Genomic DNA, 17,145 nt, shown 5'->3' on the forward strand with positions numbered 1-17,145 from the left:
GTAAACAAAGCAGAACAATGTCCGTTCTCACCTTAAGCGCAGTTCTCTGTAGTAAAAAGGTCAACATGAATTTGCATATCAATGTGATTTTATGCGGGTACGGATAGATTCTGTACCCGTTTTATTTTATTTTTGGAGGTGCTGCGTCATTAGCAACAGGGAACATCAGATCAACGAAGAGATCCGTGATAAAGAACTCAGGGTCATAGACGTTGACGGAAATCAGCTTGGTATTTTAAGCGCTGACGAGGCTCTTAAAATTGCATTTGAGAAAGATCTTGATCTTGTAAAGATCGCTCCTCAGGCAACTCCGCCTGTATGCCGTATCATGGATTATGGCAAGTTCTGTTTTGAACAGACAAAGCGTGCGAAGGAAGCAAAGAAAAATCAGAAAGTTATCGAGATCAAGGAAGTTAGAATGTCATCTACGATCGACACTCATGATTTTAATGTAAAGGTCAATCAGGCTGTTAAATTCCTTAACGGAGGAGATAAGATAAAAGTTTCTGTAAGGTTCAAGAAAAGAACTTTGGCTCATCCACAGTTCGGTGAAGAACTTCTTGCAAAATTTAAAGACGCTATCTCTGAAGCCGGCGTTGTTGACAAGCCATCAAAAATGGAGGGGCGCAGTCTTGTGATGTTCGTTTCTCCGAAAGTAAACAAGTAAAATAATAAGGAGGATAAATACAATGCCAAAGATCAAAACACATTCTGGTGCTAAGAAGCGTTTCAGTGTTACCGGTAGCGGTAAGGTTAAGTTCCAGCACACAAACAAAAGACACAGACTTACTCAGAAGGATCACAAGCGTAAGAGAATCCTGCGTGGTGCAGCTTATGCAGATGATACCAACATCAAGAACGTAAAGGCTCTTATCCCTTACAAATAAACGAGTTGTAGGGAAAACAAATTTTAAAAATTTCAGGAGGTAATAACTATGGCTCGTGTAAAGGGAGCAATGATGACTCGTAAGAGAAGAAATAAGACTCTGAAGCTTGCTAAGGGATACTTTGGTGCCAAGAGCAAGCACTTCAAAATGGCTAAACAGGCTGTAATGAAGTCAGGTCAGTATGCATACATTGGAAGAAAGCAGAAGAAGAGAGATTTCAGAAAGCTTTGGATCACAAGAATTTCAGCAGCTGCTAAAATGAACGGTATGAATTATTCAACATTCATGAACGGCGTAAACAAGGCTGGTATCAATCTTAACAGAAAGATGCTCTCCGAAATAGCTATCAGCGATCCTGCTGGTTTCACAGCGATTGCAGAAAAGGCGAAGGCTGCTCTTTAATAGTCAAAAACACGCACGTTCTTGTAACCTGCGTGTTTTGTTGTATATTAAGGCAACACCATATATGACGCATTTGGCAACTAAATGATTAAATTTTCAGAATAAGAGGTGACGCAGTTTGCATATTAATAGTAAAGATAACCCTAGAGTGAAGCTTTTCAGAAAGCTTCTGTCATCAAAAAAAGCTAGGGAAGAACATGGATTGTTTGCTGTTGAAGGTGCAAGAAACTGCGTTGACACCGCTTATGAAGCTGTGTGCGGAAGAATAAAAGTCCATTCTGTTTTCTATACTCAAACGGCCTTGACTAAATATAAAAATACACTTAAAACCGATAGCCTTTTCTCGTGCGCAAGACCTGAAGATGTTTTTGAAATATCTGATGAGATTGCGAAGAAGATGACAGATGAGGGAAAATCTCAGGGCATTTATATGATCGTTTTTAAGGTCGATTTGCCTTTTGTGGCTGAGTATATTGACAAAAACGGGAAGTATCTCGTGCTTGATAATTTACAGGACCCAGGTAATTTGGGTACGCTTCTAAGAACTGCCGATGCCGTAGGCGTTAGTGGAGTAGTTATGACAGATAATTGCGTTGATCTGTATAACCCAAAGGTGGTTCGTTCCGCTATGGGAAGTACTACAAGACTTGATCTTTTTGTAGTGGATAATTTTCTGAACGTCGCAACGCTTTTTGATGAGCTTGGTATCGTTACAAATGCTGCAGTTGTCAGAAACGGTGAAAATATCACAGAATTTGATTTTGACAGACCATGTGCTGTTGTAATAGGAAACGAGGGCAAAGGTTTGCCTAAAGAACATTCAGACATTTGTAAAAATCGTGTGACTATTTCTATGCACGGCAACATAGAATCACTTAATGCTGCTTGCGCAGGCACAATCATTTTGTGGGAAATGTTTCGAGGTGGCAGTCATGGATAAAGAAAGACTTTTATTGTGGATAAGAGCGGTTCTGATTTTCACTCCATCGAGCAAACGTATATGGGAAGTTTCTGCAAATTATGATGATATAGTTGAGTTCATGACTGCACTCGATGATCATATGGTCAGCGGACTTAATGATAAAGAGCTGCAGAGGATAGGAAAATATAGTCTTAAAGACGCAGAAATCATAAAAAAACGCTGTGAAGATCTTGGCATAAATATTTATTGTTACGAAAGTGAGGGCTATCCTGACAGACTTAAACGGATCGCAAATCCACCTGCTGTTCTGTATACTTATGGTAACCTTGACTTTTTAAACGATAAATGCGTTATTTCAGTAGTAGCTCCCGTGAGCCGTCTGAATATTCTGTAAAGATAACGAAGCATATTTGCGCAGATCTTATAAGAAGAAACTGTCTGCTTGCTTCGGGGTTTGCAGGCGGTATAGATCAGATCGCTAACAGGGTAGCTATTGAAAATAATAGTAGACCTATAGCTGTGTGTGGCACAGCTCTTGATTGTGATTACCCTAAGGGAAGTAACAAGCTAAAAAAACAGATCGCTGAGAATGGAGTAGTAATATCAGAGTATTTTCCGGGTTATAAACCATTTGGAAATGCTTTTGTGAATCGCAATAGGATTCTTACAGGACTTTCAAATGCAGTGCTTTTTACTGAGTGTAGCAAGGAAAGTCATGGCCTTGATAATGTCAATCACGCCATATCTCAAGGAAAACAGGTATTTGTAGTACCACCACATGATATCTATGACAGTCGATATTTCGGACAACGTGATCTAATAAGAAATGAGTGTCAACCTGTGTTCGGCGCAGAGGATATAGTGTATTCGCTTGGCAATGAAAGGTATCAATCTCTTAGGCTTGTGGAAAGCCTGGGAGAGTTCACGCTTCCTGCTGAGGATTCTGCTATACTTAACAATGGCGAGCTAAGACAGTGAAGCACAGAAAAAGCAAAAGAAAAGTGCCTGACAGCAAGTCTGTTTCTGAAACAGAAGTGGTAAAGCCAATACCTGAGCCTGATCTGTCAGGGCTTGATGACACACAAAAGAGCATTTGCGAACTGTTAAAAAGCGGAAATATGCTTGCGGACGAGATAGCTGCAAAGCTTGGTATGGATATCTCTGATGTGCTTGCACAGCTAACGGAGCTTGAACTTTATGGCACTGTTAAGTCATATCCGGGCAAAATGTTTGGACTTTAATATATATTAAGAATGGAGAATAGATTTGTCTAATTTGATCATAGTTGAGTCACCAACGAAGATAAAAACAATTAAGCGTTATCTTAGCGATGATTATGAAGTTGTGGCTTCAAAGGGTCATGTCCGTGACCTGCCAAAATCAAAGCTGGGCGTCGATATAGATAATAACTTTGAGCCTAAATATGTCAACATAAAAGACAAAGAGGGCGTTATAAAAGATATAAAAAAGCTTGCAAAGAAAAGCGACCATGTTTATCTTGCAGGAGACCCTGACCGAGAGGGAGAAGCCATTTCATGGCATCTTGCATTGCTTTTGGGTCTTGACCTGAATGATAAAAACCGAGTAACTTTCAACGAACTTACTGAAACCGGTATCAAAGCTGGAATGAGCCACCCACGTTCTATTGATATAAACCTTGTTAATGCACAGCAGGCAAGACGTATCCTTGACAGACTTGTGGGCTATAAGCTTTCACCTTTTCTTTGGAGAAAGATAAGAAAAGGACTTTCAGCGGGCAGAGTTCAGTCTGTCGCAGTTAAAATGATATGCGACAGAGAAAACGAGATAAGGGCATTTGTATCTCAGGAATATTGGTCCATTGACGAAATTTCCGCAAACGGTGAAAGAAAGACCTTTGCCGCAAAGCTTAATACAGTTGACGGAGAAAAGCCAGAGTTGAAAAATAAAGAGCAGGCTGACGAGATACTGAAAAGACTTGAGGGTGCCGAGTTTGTTATCGACAAGGTAAAAAAGAGCGTTCACAGAAAATCTCCTGCCGCACCATTCACCACCTCGACTTTACAGCAGGAAGCGTCAAGACGTCTCAGCTTCAGGCGAGAAGAACGATGAAAACCGCTCAGGAGCTTTATGAGGGTGTTGAGATAAACGATATGGGTCAGACAGGTCTTATCACCTATATGCGTACCGACAGCCTTAGAATTTCTGATGAAGCAAGAGCAGCGGCATATGATTTTATCAGAAAAAAATATGGCGATAAGTATATCCCTGACACACCGAAAAAATATAAAACTAAGGGCAACGCTCAGGACGCTCACGAAGCCATCCGACCAACACACCCAGAGGTTACACCTGATATGGTAAAGGCAAGCGGAGTGACGAGTGACCAGTACAAGCTTTATAAACTCATTTGGGAGAGATTTATAGCTTCTCAGATGTCAAACTGCCTTATGGACACTGTTTCTGTTGATATCTCTGCAAACGGTTGTAACTTCAAGGCAACAGGCTATTCTGTAAAGTTCGACGGATTTACTGTTCTTTATGAAGAGGCTAAAGACGATGAGGGTGAAAAGAAAAACGTGCTTCCTCCAATAAAATCCGGTGACTCAATAAAGGTGCGTACCTTGAGGGAAATCAGCATTTCACTCAGCCTCCTGCAAGATACACAGAAGCGACCCTCGTAAAAGCGTTTGAGGAAACAGGCATCGGCAGACCTTCAACTTATGTTCCAACTATTACAACCATAATAAACAGAAATTATGTTGAGCGTGACGGAAAACAGCTTAAGCCGACTTCGCTTGGCGAAGTAACAAACCAGCTTATGAGCGAGCATTTTGATAAAATAGTTGATGTTAAGTTTACTGCAAACATGGAGAAATCTCTTGATGAGGTTGAAAGTGGCAAAAAAAGCTGGGTAAAAACTTTGCAGGACTTTTACGGTGACTTTGACGAGGAATTGACTGAAGCTGAGGAAGCCATGGACGGGAAGCGTATCAAAGTGCCTGACGAAGAAACAGATCAGGTGTGCGAGCTTTGCGGCAAACCTATGGTAATAAAGATAGGCAGATATGGCAAATTTATGGCTTGCTCAGGTTTTCCTGAGTGCAAGAATACCAAGAAAATAGTTCAGGAAACAGGCGGAATTTGCCCTTACTGCGGAAAGAAAGTGCTTCTTAAAAAGTCTAAAAAGGGCAAGAAGTATTACGGCTGTGAGGATAATCCTGAGTGCAAGTTCATGACATGGGACGTTCCTACCGAAGAGAAATGCCCTAAGTGTGGCAGTACGCTTTTCCAGAAAGGCGGAAAGAACGGAATACTCATTTGCCATAAGCCTGATTGCGGATATGAAAGGAATTTATCTAATGGCGGTTAAGGTAATAGGTGCAGGACTTGCAGGCTGTGAAGCTGCGTGGCAGTTAGCTCAAGCAGGGATAGACGTTGAGCTTTATGAAATGAAGCCTAAAAAGTTTACGCCTGCCCATAAATATAAGGGCTTTGCAGAGCTTGTCTGCTCAAATTCATTGAAAGCGGACAGAATAGATTCTGCCGCAGGTATGCTAAAAGAGGAAATGCGCAGGCTGGGCTCTGTCACAATGGAATGTGCAGCTGAAACTAAGGTATCAGCAGGCGGAGCTCTTGCTGTTGACAGGGAAAGGTTTTCCGATATGGTCACGGCAAAGATAATGGAAAATTCTAACATTACCGTTATCGAGGAAGAAGTCACAGATATACCTGATGGCGATGTTATAATCGCAACAGGTCCTCTTACAAGCGATGGGCTTGCAGAGAGTATCGGCAAAATATGCGGTGATTATCTGTATTTTCATGATGCCGCCGCACCTATCGTCACATATGAAAGCCTTGATAAGGATAAGGTGTTTTTTGCATCGAGATACGGCAAGGGCGAGGCTGATTATATCAACTGCCCAATGAATAAAGAGGAGTATCTCAGGTTTTATAATGAGCTCATAAACGCTGAATCAGCACCGCTCCATGATTTTGATAAGGAACACTTTTCAAAGGACGGGTTCAAGGTTTACGAGGGCTGTATGCCTGTGGAAGTGCTTGCAAAACGTGGTGAGGACACAATGCGTTTTGGACCATTGAAGCCTGTGGGTTTGACAGATCCACGAACAGGAAACAGACCTTATGCCGTCGTTCAGCTTCGTGCCGAGAATGCAGAGGGAAGTTTGTATAACATTGTGGGCTTTCAGACAAACCTGAAATTCGGCGAACAGAAAAGAGTATTTTCACTTATAACAGGACTTGAAAATGCAGAATTTGTGCGCTATGGAGTTATGCACAGAAACACCTTCATCAATTCACCTAAGCTCTTAAATCCGCAGTTTAATATGCGAGATAGGGAGAACCTTTATTTTGCAGGTCAAATGACAGGCGTTGAGGGATATATCGAATCGGCGGCAAGCGGAATTTTTGCAGGTCTGAGCATGGCAAGACGTTTGCAGGGCAAGCCTGCGGTTACCTTGCCTGATACCACAATGCTGGGTGCGCTTTCAAAGTATATAAGCGATCCTACTGTGGAGAAGTTCCAGCCTATGGGATGTAATATGGGTATCCTGCCTGAGCTGCCTGAACGTATAAGAGATAAGAAACTGAAATATAAGATGATAGCTGAAAGGGGTCTTGCAGACCTTGACAAGGCCATCGGAGAATTTTAAGGAGAATGTTATGAATATAGTAATTGACGCTTTCGGCGGAGATAACGCACCTCTCGAAGTCATCAAAGGTTCAATTGATGCACAAAAGGATTTCGGCGTTGACGTTACTCTTGTTGGTGACGAAGAAAAGATAAAAAAATGTGCACAGGAAAACGGCCTTGATATCACAGCTTTACATATCAAGCACGCTGATACTGTTATCGAGATATGTGAAGAGCCTACAGAAGTAATTAAGGGCAAGAAGGATTGTTCAATGGCTGTGGGCATGAAAATGCTTGCAGACGGCGAGGGCGACGCTTTCGTTTCAGCTGGCTCAACAGGCGCACTTGTAGTTGGAGCAACGTTTATCGTAAAGAGAATAAAGGGCATCAAAAGACCAGCTCTTGCAACAATACTTCCTACGGCAACGACGCCTACGATGCTTCTTGACAGCGGTGCAAACGCAGACTGCCGCCCTGAAATGCTTACTCAGTTTGGAATAATGGGTTCGGCTTATATGAACAAGATACTTGGTGTTGAGTCACCAAGAGTAGGTCTTGCAAATATTGGTGCAGAGGAGTCAAAGGGCAGAGAGCTGGAGCTTGAAACTTACAAGCAGTTGAAAAACGCACCTGTAAACTTTGTTGGAAATATCGAAGCAAGACAGCTTCCTATGGGCGATTGTGACGTATGCGTGGCTGACGGCTTCTGCGGAAACCTTATGCTCAAGCTTTACGAGGGCATGGCAAAATTCTTCTCAGGGGAGCTTAAAACGCTTCTGACTAAGGATACAAAGTCAAAGATTGCTGCTCTTATGGTAATGAAGAACGTTAAAGAATTCAAGAAAAAGGTAGATTACTCTGAGTATGGCGGAGCGCCTCTACTTGGTACTGCAAAGCCTGTTATCAAGGCACATGGCTCATCAAATGCAAGAGCATTCTATAACGCTATCAGACAAGCAAAACAATTTACTGAAACTAATGTGATAGACGAGATCACAACTGCTATCGAGCAGTTGAAAAGCAAACAGGAGATGTTATAATGGACGAGCAAAAGGCTCTTAAAGAGTTTCAGGAAAGAATAGGTTATAAATTCAAAGACGAAAAGCTCCTTTACGAAGCTCTTTCCCATTCATCATTTGCAAATGAAAACAAGAAGGCAAGAAACAGCAATGAAAGGCTTGAATTTCTTGGAGATTCAGTGCTTTCTATAGTTGTGTCAGATCACATTTTCGAGCATTACAAGCATATGCCTGAGGGCGAGCTTACAAAAATGAGAGCTTCACTTGTGTGCGAAAAAGCACTGTTTGAGTTCTCAAAGAAAATAGAACTTGGCAAGTATATCTTTCTCGGAAAGGGCGAAGAGATAACCGGTGGCAGAGAAAGACCGTCAATTATTTCAGACGCTTTTGAAGCAGTTATCGCTGCAATTTATCTTGACGGTGGTATCGAGCCTGTTTCAAAATATATACTTTCATTCATACCTGAAAATATCACGCCTGATGGAGTTGTTTTCCATGATTACAAGACTATTCTTCAGGAGATAATCCAGAAAAATCCTGAGGAGAGAATAGAATATCATCTTAAAGGCGAGTCAGGTCCTGACCATAATAAGAAATTTACTGTTCAGGTACTTTTGAATACGAATGTTATCGGCGAGGGTACAGGCAGATCGAAAAAGACCGCTGAACAGTTGGCGGCTAAAGAAGCATTGGAACTAATGGGCTATGGGGCACAGTAATATATCTGTCTTCGTGCCGCATATAGGCTGTCCGCATATGTGTGCGTTCTGCAATCAGCGCACCATAACTGGTACAGAGAAGATACCGCACGCTGATGATGTGAAGCGTATCTGCACACAGGCAATGAACGAAGTTAAGGACGTTTCACAGACGGAGATAGCCTTTTTCGGTGGTAGCTTTACAGCAGTGCCGAGAGAATATATGCTCGAACTTCTTGGTGCAGCGCAGGAGTTTATAGGCAACGACAAATTCAAGGGTATAAGGATATCCACCAGACCTGACTATATCAGCACTGAGATACTTGACATTCTCAGAGATAATCACGTTACGGCTATCGAGCTTGGCGCACAGTCTATGTCAGATGTTGTTCTTGAAGCCAACGAGCGTGGACATACTGTTCAGGACGTCGAAAACGCTGCAAAGCTTATAAAAAGCTATGGTTGCTTTGACCTTGGTCTGCAAATGATGATAGGACTTTATAAAAGCAACCATGAAACTGAGCTGGAAACTTGGTCGAAGATAGCGGCGCTGTCTCCTAAAACAGTGCGCATCTATCCCGTTGTTATCCTTAATGGTACAAGGCTCGGAGAGCTTTACAAAAGTGGCGAATATAAGCCTATGGACTTTGACGAGGTAGTGAAAATCTGTTCTTATCTTCTCACAGAAGCCGATAAACTTGGTATAGATGTTATAAAGCTTGGTCTGCACGCAAGCGAGGTCGTGGAGGAGCAAATGTTGGGCGGATTTTATCACCCTGCATTCCGTGAACTTTGCGAAGGCAGAAATTACCGTAGGCTTATAGCAGAGGAGCTTGGAAAGCATGGCAATATAAGCGATATAGCTTCCGTTGTGATATCTGTACCAAAAAGGCAGATAAGCAAGGCAATAGGTCAGAAAAAAGCTAATATAGAATATTTCAAAGATCTTGGTGTCAATATAAAAATTGTAGGTCACGAGGGCAGCGATAAAATAAAGATAAACGAAATCATAATGAGGGGTGGTGAAAAATAATGTATCTTAAATCACTTGAATTGCAGGGCTTTAAGTCTTTTCCAGATAAAATAGAGCTGAAATTCAATAAGGGTATCACAGCAGTTGTCGGTCCTAACGGATCAGGCAAGAGTAATATCGGTGACGCTATGCGCTGGGTAATGGGCGAGCAATCTTCCAAAGCCCTGAGAGGTGAAAAAATGGCAGGCGTTATTTTTCACGGCACTCAAACTAGACCAAAAGCGCCTTTTGCTCAGGTAACTATCACCATAGACAACGAGGACGGTGCACTTGAATATGACAGCGACACCGTGTCAGTATCACGAAAGCTTTACCGCAATGGCGACAGCTTTTACATGATAAACGGTAAAGAAGTAAATTTAAAGGATATCGTGGAACTGTTTATGGACACCGGTCTTGGCAGGGATGGTTATTCGATAATCGGTCAGGGCAGGATAGCAGATATCGTAAACGGAAAATCCAATGACCGCCGTGAGATATTTGAAGAAGCGGCAGGCATTTCAAAATTTCGTTCAAAGAAAAAAGAAGCCGAAAAAAAGCTTGCGGCGGCTGAGGATAATCTCTCTCGTATCAATGACATCATGGGAGAGATAGAAGGACGAATAGGTCCGCTTAAAGCGCAGGCTGAAAAGGCGGAGAAGTTCAGAGTCCTTGATGAAGAAAAGAGAAAGCTGGAAGTCTCCGTATGGGTGCATAAGCTCAACGAGTATATGAGCCAAATAGCAGGTTATGAGGAGAAGCTTTCTTCTGTAAAAAAAGAGTACGAGGTCATCACGCAGGAGCTTGAAAGCATTGAAGATGATATAAATGACAGCTTTGCAAAGAGCGCTGAAAAATCCGAGCTTGCTGACAGCTACAAAAATCAGATACATCAGGTGGAGCTTGAAAACTCTCAGGCACTGTCAAAGATCGCAGTATATGAGAATGATATTTCTCACCTTGAAGATAATATTTTGAAGCTTAAAGAGCAGATAAGTGAGTCCAACTCATCAAAATACTATCTTGAGGCTGAGCTGAAAACACGCAGACAGAAGCTTGAAGAACTCGACGAGAAAAAAGCAAAGCAGCAGGAAGCTGTAGATTGTAAGGAAAAAGAGCTTTCTGAGCTTATTGATAAAACTGCATTATCTGACAAGTCGGTAAGTGAAGCTGGAAGCTTTATAAATGAGCTTTACATGAAAAAGTCGGAAGTTTCATTCAGACTTGAAAATGCTAAAAACAACCTTTCGGATATTGATGAGCAGATCGAAAATTCTCTTGAAAGAAAAAAACAGCTTGAAGAACATTCAAAACTTTCTTCTAAGGAATTAAAGGAACTGCGTGAATCAAAAAGCAAAGCTGACGAAAACAAGCAGGAGCTTACAAACCGCATGAGCGGACTTGCAAAGCTTCTTGAAACTAGAAACACAAAGCTTTCAGAATGTCGCAAAAATCTCACAGATACGGAAATACAGCTCCGTGACGTTGAGAACAGGATAAAGACTATAGCCGACCTTGAAAACTCCATGGAGGGCTTTCAGTTCAGCGTAAAGCACATAATGAAAGCCTCACAGCAGGGTAGGATAAGCGGCATTTGCGGTACTGTTTCTCAGCTTATATCTGTTGAAACAAAATACTCTGTAGCCATTGAAACTGCGTTGGGTGGGCACTTCAGAATATTGTCGTAAACAATGAGGACTCTGCTAAGAGAGGTATCAGGCTTCTGAAAGAGAACAGAGCAGGCCGTGCAACATTTCTGCCTGTTACATCAGTTCGAGGAAACAGGCTAAATATGCCGCAACTTGAAAATGAGGACGGCTTTGTGGCTCTAGGCTGTGAGCTTGTTAAGTATGATAGCCAGTTTGAGGGCGTAATCAACAGCCTTTTAGGCAGGATATGTATAGCAGAGGATATCGATAGTGCAACCCTTATCGCAAAGAAATACGGCTATAAATTCCGCATCGTTACCCTGGACGGACAGGTGATAAACGCGGGCGGCTCATTCACAGGAGGAAGCGTTTCCAAACAGACAGGTCTGCTTACAAGAAAAAATGAAGCGGAAGCACTTGCTAAAAAGAAAACAGCACTTGAAAACTCCTTTACAGAGCTTAAACAGCAGGTTGAGAAGCTAAATCAAGAGGTTTCAAAATACACCGCTGATACCGAGGGACTAAGGGAAAAGCTTTCACAGGTAAACAGCGATATACTCCGTTTTGAAATGGAAATAAAGCGTGTTTCAGAGTATTATTCTGACTATGAAAACAAGCTTGATGAGATAGAAACATTTATCGAAACGCTGAAAAATAAATACAAGATAGTAAGCGGAGATATCGACAAGGCTCAGACAGAACTTTCAGAGATCGAAGCTGAGATATCAGATAATGAAGCCAAGCTTGCCGACTCTCAGAACGAGCAGGCAGAACTTAAAAATAAGCGTGAACAGCTCAGCGAAGAGCTTTCGCAAATGAAGATAATGGCGGCAGAGTTATCCAAAGACCTTGATGCCTGCAAGCTTTCAATATCACAGCTTGAAGAAACTATCGGCGACAGTGATACTGACAGCGGCAAGTTGAATGATAATATCTCCGAGTGTGAAAAGAAAATAGCCGAGAAGAAAGAGCTTATTTTTCAGACCAAACAGGAACTCAGCGGTGCTGACGAAAAGATAGCCGCTGCACAGAAAATGGCGGAGCAGGCTCAGCGTGAGCATATTGAGCTTGACAATGCAGCAAACAAACTTCGCACCAAGCAGAAGCACAAAATGGACGAGAAGGAAACACTTTCAGGTCAGATTACAAGAGCGGAGGAACAGAAAAAATCTGTTACTGCAGGCTTTGATAAGCTTGTGGCACAGCTTTGGGACGATTATGAGCTTACAAGAAGCGACGCTGCAGAGATAGCCGAGGATATTGTGGATATAACGGTAGCTAACAGGCGACTCAACGAACTTCGTGGAAAGATAAGAAATCTTGGAAGCGTAAACCTTGGAGCTATAGAGGAATATGCAGAAGTGTCACAGCGACACGAATTTCTCACAGGTCAGCTTAATGACGTAAATACGTCAAAAACAGAACTTGAAAAACTTATCGAGGATCTGACAGAAAATATGAAGAATATGTTCACCGACAGCTTTGAGCGCATAAATGCAAACTTCAAGAAAATTTTCACCGAGCTTTTTGGTGGTGGTCAGTGCGAGCTTATTCTTACAGACCCAAACAATGTCCTTGAATGTGGTATTGAGATAAACGTTCAGCCGCCAGGCAAGGTCATAACAAACCTTATGTCCCTTTCAGGCGGAGAGCAGGCTCTGGTGGCTATTGCAATTTATTTTGCAATTCTGAAAATTTCGCCATCACCTTTCTGTCTTCTCGATGAGATAGAAGCGGCGCTTGATGATGTGAACGTAAGTAAATATGCACAATATCTGCACCATCTTACAGATAAAACACAGTTTATCACCATTACTCACAGACGTGGAACAATGGAAGAAGCTGACGTTCTGTATGGCGTAACGATGCAAGAAAAGGGTGTTTCCAAGCTTCTTAAAATGGACGTTTCGGAAACACGTCAAATGAAACTTGAATAGGAGTGAAGAAATGGGATTTTTTGAAAAGCTGAAAAATGGTCTTAAAAAGACTAAAGACTCAATGATGGGCAGAATAGAAAGTCTGCTCCATTCATTCAGTAAAATAGATGAAGATCTTTTTGAGGAACTTGAAGAAACGCTTATCCTTTGCGATATCGGTGTTACAACTTCTGAAAAAATATGCGATAAGCTCAGACAGAAAGTCAAGCAGGAGGGCGTTAAAGAGCCTGAAAAAATCAAGGATATGCTTAAAGAGATAATCACAGAAATGCTCGGTGAGGATCAGAAGCTCGATATGTCAACAACACCGTCAGTTATACTGGTTATCGGAGTAAACGGTGTTGGCAAAACAACAACTATCGGCAAGCTTGCTTATCAACTTCATAAACAAGGCAAAAAGGTTATCGTTGCGGCGGCTGATACTTTCAGAGCGGCTGCTATTGACCAGCTCGAAGTGTGGACAGAGCGTGCAGGGGTAGACATAATCAAGCACAACGAAGGTTCAGACCCTGCTTCCGTGGTATTTGACGCACTGGCAGCTGCTAAGGCAAGACAGGCTGACGTTGTTATATGCGATACCGCAGGTCGTCTTCACAATAAGAAAAACCTTATGGACGAGCTGAAAAAGATATCCCGTATAGTTCACCAGCAGGCAGAGGGCTGCGCTCTCGAAGTTCTGCTTGCACTTGACGCTACAACGGGACAGAACGCAGTTAATCAGGCAAGACAGTTCAACGAAGTAGCTGATATAACGGGTATTATTCTTACCAAGCTTGACGGCACAGCCAAGGGTGGAATAATTATCAGCATAACCGACGATCTGCAAGTGCCTGTAAAGCTTGTTACAGTAGGCGAAAAAATAGACGACATACAGCCGTTTTCAGCAAGAGATTTTGTTGAAGCACTGTTTGAATAATAGAATATTGGATTAGACACTTAAAAGTATAAAATCAGGGGGAATTTTTTATGGATAAGGTTTTGTTTGTAGTTGATATGCAGGAAATGTATGTAGGAAGGGGCAGAGATAAAACCACATACTCATATGATGCCGAATCACTTATCGACGCCATAAACAAGCGTATCTCTGCTTATAAAGCTGAGGAGGTCTTTTATATCGTCAGCTACAAAAAGGGACTTTTGGGTGGAGGAATGCCCAAAGAGGGAACACCTGCGGCTAGCTTTCCAGCAAAGCTGAAAGTTGTATCCAAAAATATTTATTCCAAAAGCAAGCCCGATGCTTTTTCAAACGTTGCTCTTGAAGATTTTATGAGAGCAAGGAATGTGAAAGAGATAGAATTTGTAGGTGTTGATGGTGGTATCTCCGTTATCAACACTGCAATAGGTGCTATTGAATGTGGAATGAAAGTTGTTTTCAACGAAGAATGTATCGGTACAGTTTTCAAAGATAAGGCAAACAAATGCCGTGAAAAATTAAAGAAAAATAAGGTAACTTATATACACAGCTAAAGGAGAAAAAATGAAACTTGTTATTGCAAGCAACAATAAAGGCAAGATAAGAGAATATAAACAGATTCTTGAGCCGCTTGGTTATGAGGTGTTCTCGCAATCAGAGGCAGGTCTGATACTTGATGTTGAGGAAACAGGCACTACTTTTGCTGAAAACTCTGCACTAAAAGCAAGAGCTGCATTCAAGCTTTGCGGTTGTGCTGTACTTGCAGACGACAGCGGTCTTGAGATAGACGCCCTGGATGGTGAGCCTGGAGTATATTCAGCAAGATATGGCGGACTCGAAACTGATGATGAGCGTACCGCTCTTGTGCTTAAAAAAATGAAAGAAATACCTGATGATAAAAGGGGAGCACACTTTACCTGTACAATACACTTTATCAAAGCAGACGGTGAAGAGATAGCCGTTGAGGGAAAAGTATTCGGTAAGATAGCTCACGAGCCTGTTGGCGAAAACGGCTTCGGCTATGACCCTATTTTCATGTATGGGAACAAGAGCTTTGCTCAGGTGGACTCAGAAACAAAGAATACCGTTTCCCATAGAGCAAACGCACTGAAAGCTTTGCTTGAACAGCTCACAAAGCAGTAAACTGAAAGGATTTAGATTATGATTACAACTAAACAAAGAGCAGAACTCAAAGGTATGGCTTCGCTTATACAGCCTGCTTTTCAGATAGGCAAGGGCGGAGTTAATGACGCTCAGGTGGCACAGATAGACGATTATCTGAGAGTTCACGAGCTTGTAAAAATAAAGGTGCTTGACAACTCAATGTACACCGCAAGGGAAGCCGCAGAGGAGATCGCTGAAAAGATATCTGCTGAAGTCGTTCAGGTAATAGGCTCAAAGGCGGTACTTTATAAACGCAATGAGAAGCAGCCTGTTATAAAATTAAAGTCAAAGTAATGAAAATAGGTGTTTTCGGCGGCACGTTCAATCCTGTTCACTTAGGGCATTTAAATTGCCTTAAAAGCGTAGCTGAGCAGGCGGGTCTTGACAAGATGATTGTCATGCCTGACAGAATACCTCCACATAAGCAAGCGGAGGACTTAGCTTCCTCTGAGGATAGGTTGAATATGTGCAGACTTGCTTTTGCAGATATCCCATGTGTGGAAATATCCGATTGGGAACTTAAGCAAGAGGGCAAAAGCTATTCAGTGATAACACTCAGACATCTAAAAGAGATATATCCACATGATAAGCTGTTTTTTATAATGGGCAGCGATATGTTGCTTTCATTTGAAAAATGGTACCAGTATAAGGAGATATTATCACTTTCGGCACTTATCTGCGTTGCACGCTCGCATGAGGACATTGACCACATAGAGGTGAAAGCCAAACAGCTCAAAGCCGAGGGTGGAGAGATAATCATAGTAAAAACTGACCCATTTGAGGTGTCTTCAACTGAGATACGTCAAATGCTCAAAAAAAATGTTGATTGCTCTTGCTATTTGAGTGAAAATGTTGTACAATATATAGTGGACAAAAATTTGTATAACCGAGGTTTTCTAAGTGGCAGATAAAAAAACAATAGGCATTTATAAAGCATACCTAAAAGAACATTTATCAAAAAAGAGATATACACACTCTATGAACGTGGCAAATTCCGCTGTGGAGCTTGCAAAAAGATATGGTGCTGACGCAGACAAGGCTTATATTGCAGGACTTTTGCATGATGTTGCAAAAGAGATACCAGCATTGGAGCTTGCGGCCATAGTTTCTAAATCTTCACTTGATGTGTGTGATATAGAGAAAAAGGCAGTTCCGCTTTTTCACGGTATTGCAGGGGCAGAGCTTGTGCAGACGCTTTTTGATATTCATGATCCTGAGATAATCTCAGCTATACGCTATCATACAGTTGCCTGTGGCAATATGCCCAAGCTTAGCCAGATAGTATATCTTGCAGACCTTATTTCTGCGGACAGGGATTATAAAGATGTAAAGAAAATGAGAAAGTATGCCGAACAAAGCTTGGAGAAAGCAATGTTTGAGGCTTTGAAATTCTCAATAAAAGACTCAGTGGAAAAGGGTAATACTATCCCCGTTTCCACACTTGAAGCATATAATGATTTTGCCGATAATTCAAAATAAAGGAGATTTTTATGGATAATATTTCACAGAATGAAAAGCTGTCAACTATTGTTAAAGCTCTTGATTCAAAAAGAGCAGAGGACATTAGGATAATAGAGATCGGTGACCTGACTATAGTTGCGGATTATTTTGTTATAGCAAATGGTACTTCAAGCACTCAGACAAAGGCCCTTGCGGAGGAAGTTGAGTTCAAAATGAGCCAGCTTGGCATTGAACCTAACAGAACAGAGGGCTATCAGGGTGCAACTTGGGTCGTACTTGATTACGGTGATATCATAGTTCATGTTTTCTATAAGGAAACAAGAGATCATTACAATCTTGAAAGACTATGGTCTGACGGCAAGGATATCGACGTAAAGCAGTTCTTACCAGACGAGCCACAGGATTAATTTTGACAATTATAATTTAACAAAGGATTGATAAA

The 17,145-nt window shown here is 41.7% G+C and carries 20 protein-coding genes and 1 pseudogene; all 21 read left to right on the top strand.

Going from position 1 to position 17,145, the window contains the following annotated elements; genetic code table 11:
- The first annotated feature begins 91 nt into the window (after positions 1 to 91).
- The 21 genes and pseudogenes from infC (at position 92) to rsfS (ending at position 17,110) form a co-directional block, all read left to right on the top strand.
- Positions 92 to 667 carry a translation initiation factor IF-3 gene (gene infC / locus DW793_RS03375; RefSeq protein ID WP_118157070.1) on the top strand — a complete coding sequence of 192 codons (576 nt, stop codon included), beginning with the start codon at positions 92 to 94 and terminating at the stop codon, positions 665 to 667.
- A 22-nt stretch (positions 668 to 689) separates the two neighbouring features.
- Positions 690 to 887, top strand: a complete 198-nt coding sequence (rpmI, locus tag DW793_RS03380; protein WP_022286867.1) for a 50S ribosomal protein L35 — start codon at positions 690 to 692, stop codon at positions 885 to 887.
- Between the two features lie 48 nt (positions 888 to 935).
- The gene (gene rplT / locus DW793_RS03385; RefSeq protein WP_022286868.1) at positions 936 to 1,289 is read left to right on the top strand and encodes a 50S ribosomal protein L20; all 354 of its coding nucleotides are present in this window, start codon (positions 936 to 938) and stop codon (positions 1,287 to 1,289) included.
- Between the two features lie 118 nt (positions 1,290 to 1,407).
- Positions 1,408 to 2,229, top strand: coding sequence for a TrmH family RNA methyltransferase (locus DW793_RS03390; RefSeq protein ID WP_118157071.1), 822 nt, complete (start codon positions 1,408 to 1,410; stop codon positions 2,227 to 2,229).
- Positions 2,222 to 2,605, top strand: coding sequence for a DNA-processing protein DprA (locus DW793_RS03395; protein WP_181988277.1), 384 nt, complete (start codon positions 2,222 to 2,224; stop codon positions 2,603 to 2,605). Before DW793_RS03390 ends, DW793_RS03395 begins: the two co-directional genes overlap by 8 nt.
- Complete coding sequence (locus tag DW793_RS03400; protein ID WP_118157073.1) at positions 2,557 to 3,189, top strand: DNA-processing protein DprA; 633 nt, start codon at positions 2,557 to 2,559, stop codon at positions 3,187 to 3,189. Before DW793_RS03395 ends, DW793_RS03400 begins: the two co-directional genes overlap by 49 nt.
- Complete coding sequence (locus DW793_RS03405) at positions 3,186 to 3,452, top strand: hypothetical protein (protein WP_118157074.1); 267 nt, start codon at positions 3,186 to 3,188, stop codon at positions 3,450 to 3,452. The genes DW793_RS03400 and DW793_RS03405 overlap by 4 nt, the downstream gene beginning before the upstream one ends.
- A gap of 25 nt (positions 3,453 to 3,477) precedes the next feature.
- Positions 3,478 to 5,563, top strand: a pseudogene (gene topA, locus DW793_RS03410) (type I DNA topoisomerase).
- Entirely contained in the window at positions 5,553 to 6,869 is a 1,317-nt protein-coding gene (gene trmFO / locus DW793_RS03415) for a methylenetetrahydrofolate--tRNA-(uracil(54)-C(5))-methyltransferase (FADH(2)-oxidizing) TrmFO (protein WP_118157075.1), read from the top strand. Before topA ends, trmFO begins: the two are co-directional and overlap by 11 nt.
- A 10-nt stretch (positions 6,870 to 6,879) precedes the next feature.
- Entirely contained in the window at positions 6,880 to 7,890 is a 1,011-nt protein-coding gene (plsX, locus tag DW793_RS03420) for a phosphate acyltransferase PlsX (RefSeq protein WP_022286873.1), read from the top strand.
- Positions 7,890 to 8,588: a ribonuclease III gene (gene rnc / locus DW793_RS03425; RefSeq protein WP_117876033.1), complete on the top strand. Its 699-nt coding sequence runs from the start codon at positions 7,890 to 7,892 to the stop codon at positions 8,586 to 8,588. Before plsX ends, rnc begins: the two co-directional genes overlap by 1 nt.
- Positions 8,575 to 9,600 (top strand): elongator complex protein 3, encoded by a 1,026-nt coding sequence (locus tag DW793_RS03430; RefSeq protein ID WP_118157076.1) that lies wholly within the window; start codon positions 8,575 to 8,577, stop codon positions 9,598 to 9,600. Before rnc ends, DW793_RS03430 begins: the two co-directional genes overlap by 14 nt.
- The gene (locus DW793_RS15070; RefSeq protein ID WP_252969636.1) at positions 9,600 to 11,267 is read left to right on the top strand and encodes a chromosome segregation SMC family protein; all 1,668 of its coding nucleotides are present in this window, start codon (positions 9,600 to 9,602) and stop codon (positions 11,265 to 11,267) included. Before DW793_RS03430 ends, DW793_RS15070 begins: the two co-directional genes overlap by 1 nt.
- Before the next feature lie 26 nt (positions 11,268 to 11,293).
- Positions 11,294 to 13,165 carry a hypothetical protein gene (locus tag DW793_RS15075; RefSeq protein WP_252969641.1) on the top strand — a complete coding sequence of 624 codons (1,872 nt, stop codon included), beginning with the start codon at positions 11,294 to 11,296 and terminating at the stop codon, positions 13,163 to 13,165.
- A 10-nt stretch (positions 13,166 to 13,175) separates the two neighbouring features.
- Entirely contained in the window at positions 13,176 to 14,081 is a 906-nt protein-coding gene (ftsY, locus tag DW793_RS03440; protein ID WP_038671958.1) for a signal recognition particle-docking protein FtsY, read from the top strand.
- 50 nt (positions 14,082 to 14,131) lie between these two features.
- Complete coding sequence (locus DW793_RS03445) at positions 14,132 to 14,632, top strand: isochorismatase family protein (protein WP_117863797.1); 501 nt, start codon at positions 14,132 to 14,134, stop codon at positions 14,630 to 14,632.
- Positions 14,633 to 14,642: 10 nt separating this feature from the next.
- Positions 14,643 to 15,221, top strand: coding sequence for an RdgB/HAM1 family non-canonical purine NTP pyrophosphatase (rdgB, locus tag DW793_RS03450; RefSeq protein WP_022286879.1), 579 nt, complete (start codon positions 14,643 to 14,645; stop codon positions 15,219 to 15,221).
- An 18-nt stretch (positions 15,222 to 15,239) separates the two neighbouring features.
- A complete protein-coding gene (locus tag DW793_RS03455) occupies positions 15,240 to 15,536 on the top strand; it encodes a YhbY family RNA-binding protein (RefSeq protein ID WP_022286880.1) in 297 nt (98 codons plus the stop codon).
- Entirely contained in the window at positions 15,536 to 16,153 is a 618-nt protein-coding gene (nadD, locus tag DW793_RS03460; RefSeq protein ID WP_118157077.1) for a nicotinate (nicotinamide) nucleotide adenylyltransferase, read from the top strand. Before DW793_RS03455 ends, nadD begins: the two co-directional genes overlap by 1 nt.
- The gene (gene yqeK, locus DW793_RS03465; RefSeq protein ID WP_022286882.1) at positions 16,143 to 16,721 is read left to right on the top strand and encodes a bis(5'-nucleosyl)-tetraphosphatase (symmetrical) YqeK; all 579 of its coding nucleotides are present in this window, start codon (positions 16,143 to 16,145) and stop codon (positions 16,719 to 16,721) included. Before nadD ends, yqeK begins: the two co-directional genes overlap by 11 nt.
- Before the next feature lie 11 nt (positions 16,722 to 16,732).
- Positions 16,733 to 17,110: a ribosome silencing factor gene (rsfS, locus tag DW793_RS03470; protein ID WP_117857270.1), complete on the top strand. Its 378-nt coding sequence runs from the start codon at positions 16,733 to 16,735 to the stop codon at positions 17,108 to 17,110.
- The last annotated feature ends 35 nt before the right edge of the window (positions 17,111 to 17,145 follow it).

This window comes from Ruminococcus sp. AM31-15AC, assembly GCF_003462045.1.
Classification (GTDB): domain Bacteria; phylum Bacillota; class Clostridia; order Oscillospirales; family Ruminococcaceae; genus Hominimerdicola; species Hominimerdicola aceti.

Bases quoted from the DNA above. Each gene is read 5' to 3' on its own strand.
- infC (WP_118157070.1), top strand. From the start codon at position 92: ATGCGGGTACGGATAGATTCTGTACCCGTTTTATTTTATTTTTGGAGG.
- rpmI (WP_022286867.1), top strand. From the start codon at position 690: ATGCCAAAGATCAAAACACATTCTGGTGCTAAGAAGCGTTTCAGTGTT.
- rplT (WP_022286868.1), top strand. From the start codon at position 936: ATGGCTCGTGTAAAGGGAGCAATGATGACTCGTAAGAGAAGAAATAAG.
- DW793_RS03395 (WP_181988277.1), top strand. From the start codon at position 2,222: ATGGATAAAGAAAGACTTTTATTGTGGATAAGAGCGGTTCTGATTTTC.
- DW793_RS03400 (WP_118157073.1), top strand. From the start codon at position 2,557: ATGCGTTATTTCAGTAGTAGCTCCCGTGAGCCGTCTGAATATTCTGTA.
- trmFO (WP_118157075.1), top strand. From the start codon at position 5,553: ATGGCGGTTAAGGTAATAGGTGCAGGACTTGCAGGCTGTGAAGCTGCG.
- plsX (WP_022286873.1), top strand. From the start codon at position 6,880: ATGAATATAGTAATTGACGCTTTCGGCGGAGATAACGCACCTCTCGAA.
- rnc (WP_117876033.1), top strand. From the start codon at position 7,890: ATGGACGAGCAAAAGGCTCTTAAAGAGTTTCAGGAAAGAATAGGTTAT.
- DW793_RS03430 (WP_118157076.1), top strand. From the start codon at position 8,575: ATGGGGCACAGTAATATATCTGTCTTCGTGCCGCATATAGGCTGTCCG.
- DW793_RS15070 (WP_252969636.1), top strand. From the start codon at position 9,600: ATGTATCTTAAATCACTTGAATTGCAGGGCTTTAAGTCTTTTCCAGAT.
- ftsY (WP_038671958.1), top strand. From the start codon at position 13,176: ATGGGATTTTTTGAAAAGCTGAAAAATGGTCTTAAAAAGACTAAAGAC.
- DW793_RS03445 (WP_117863797.1), top strand. From the start codon at position 14,132: ATGGATAAGGTTTTGTTTGTAGTTGATATGCAGGAAATGTATGTAGGA.
- rdgB (WP_022286879.1), top strand. From the start codon at position 14,643: ATGAAACTTGTTATTGCAAGCAACAATAAAGGCAAGATAAGAGAATAT.
- DW793_RS03455 (WP_022286880.1), top strand. From the start codon at position 15,240: ATGATTACAACTAAACAAAGAGCAGAACTCAAAGGTATGGCTTCGCTT.
- nadD (WP_118157077.1), top strand. From the start codon at position 15,536: ATGAAAATAGGTGTTTTCGGCGGCACGTTCAATCCTGTTCACTTAGGG.
- rsfS (WP_117857270.1), top strand. From the start codon at position 16,733: ATGGATAATATTTCACAGAATGAAAAGCTGTCAACTATTGTTAAAGCT.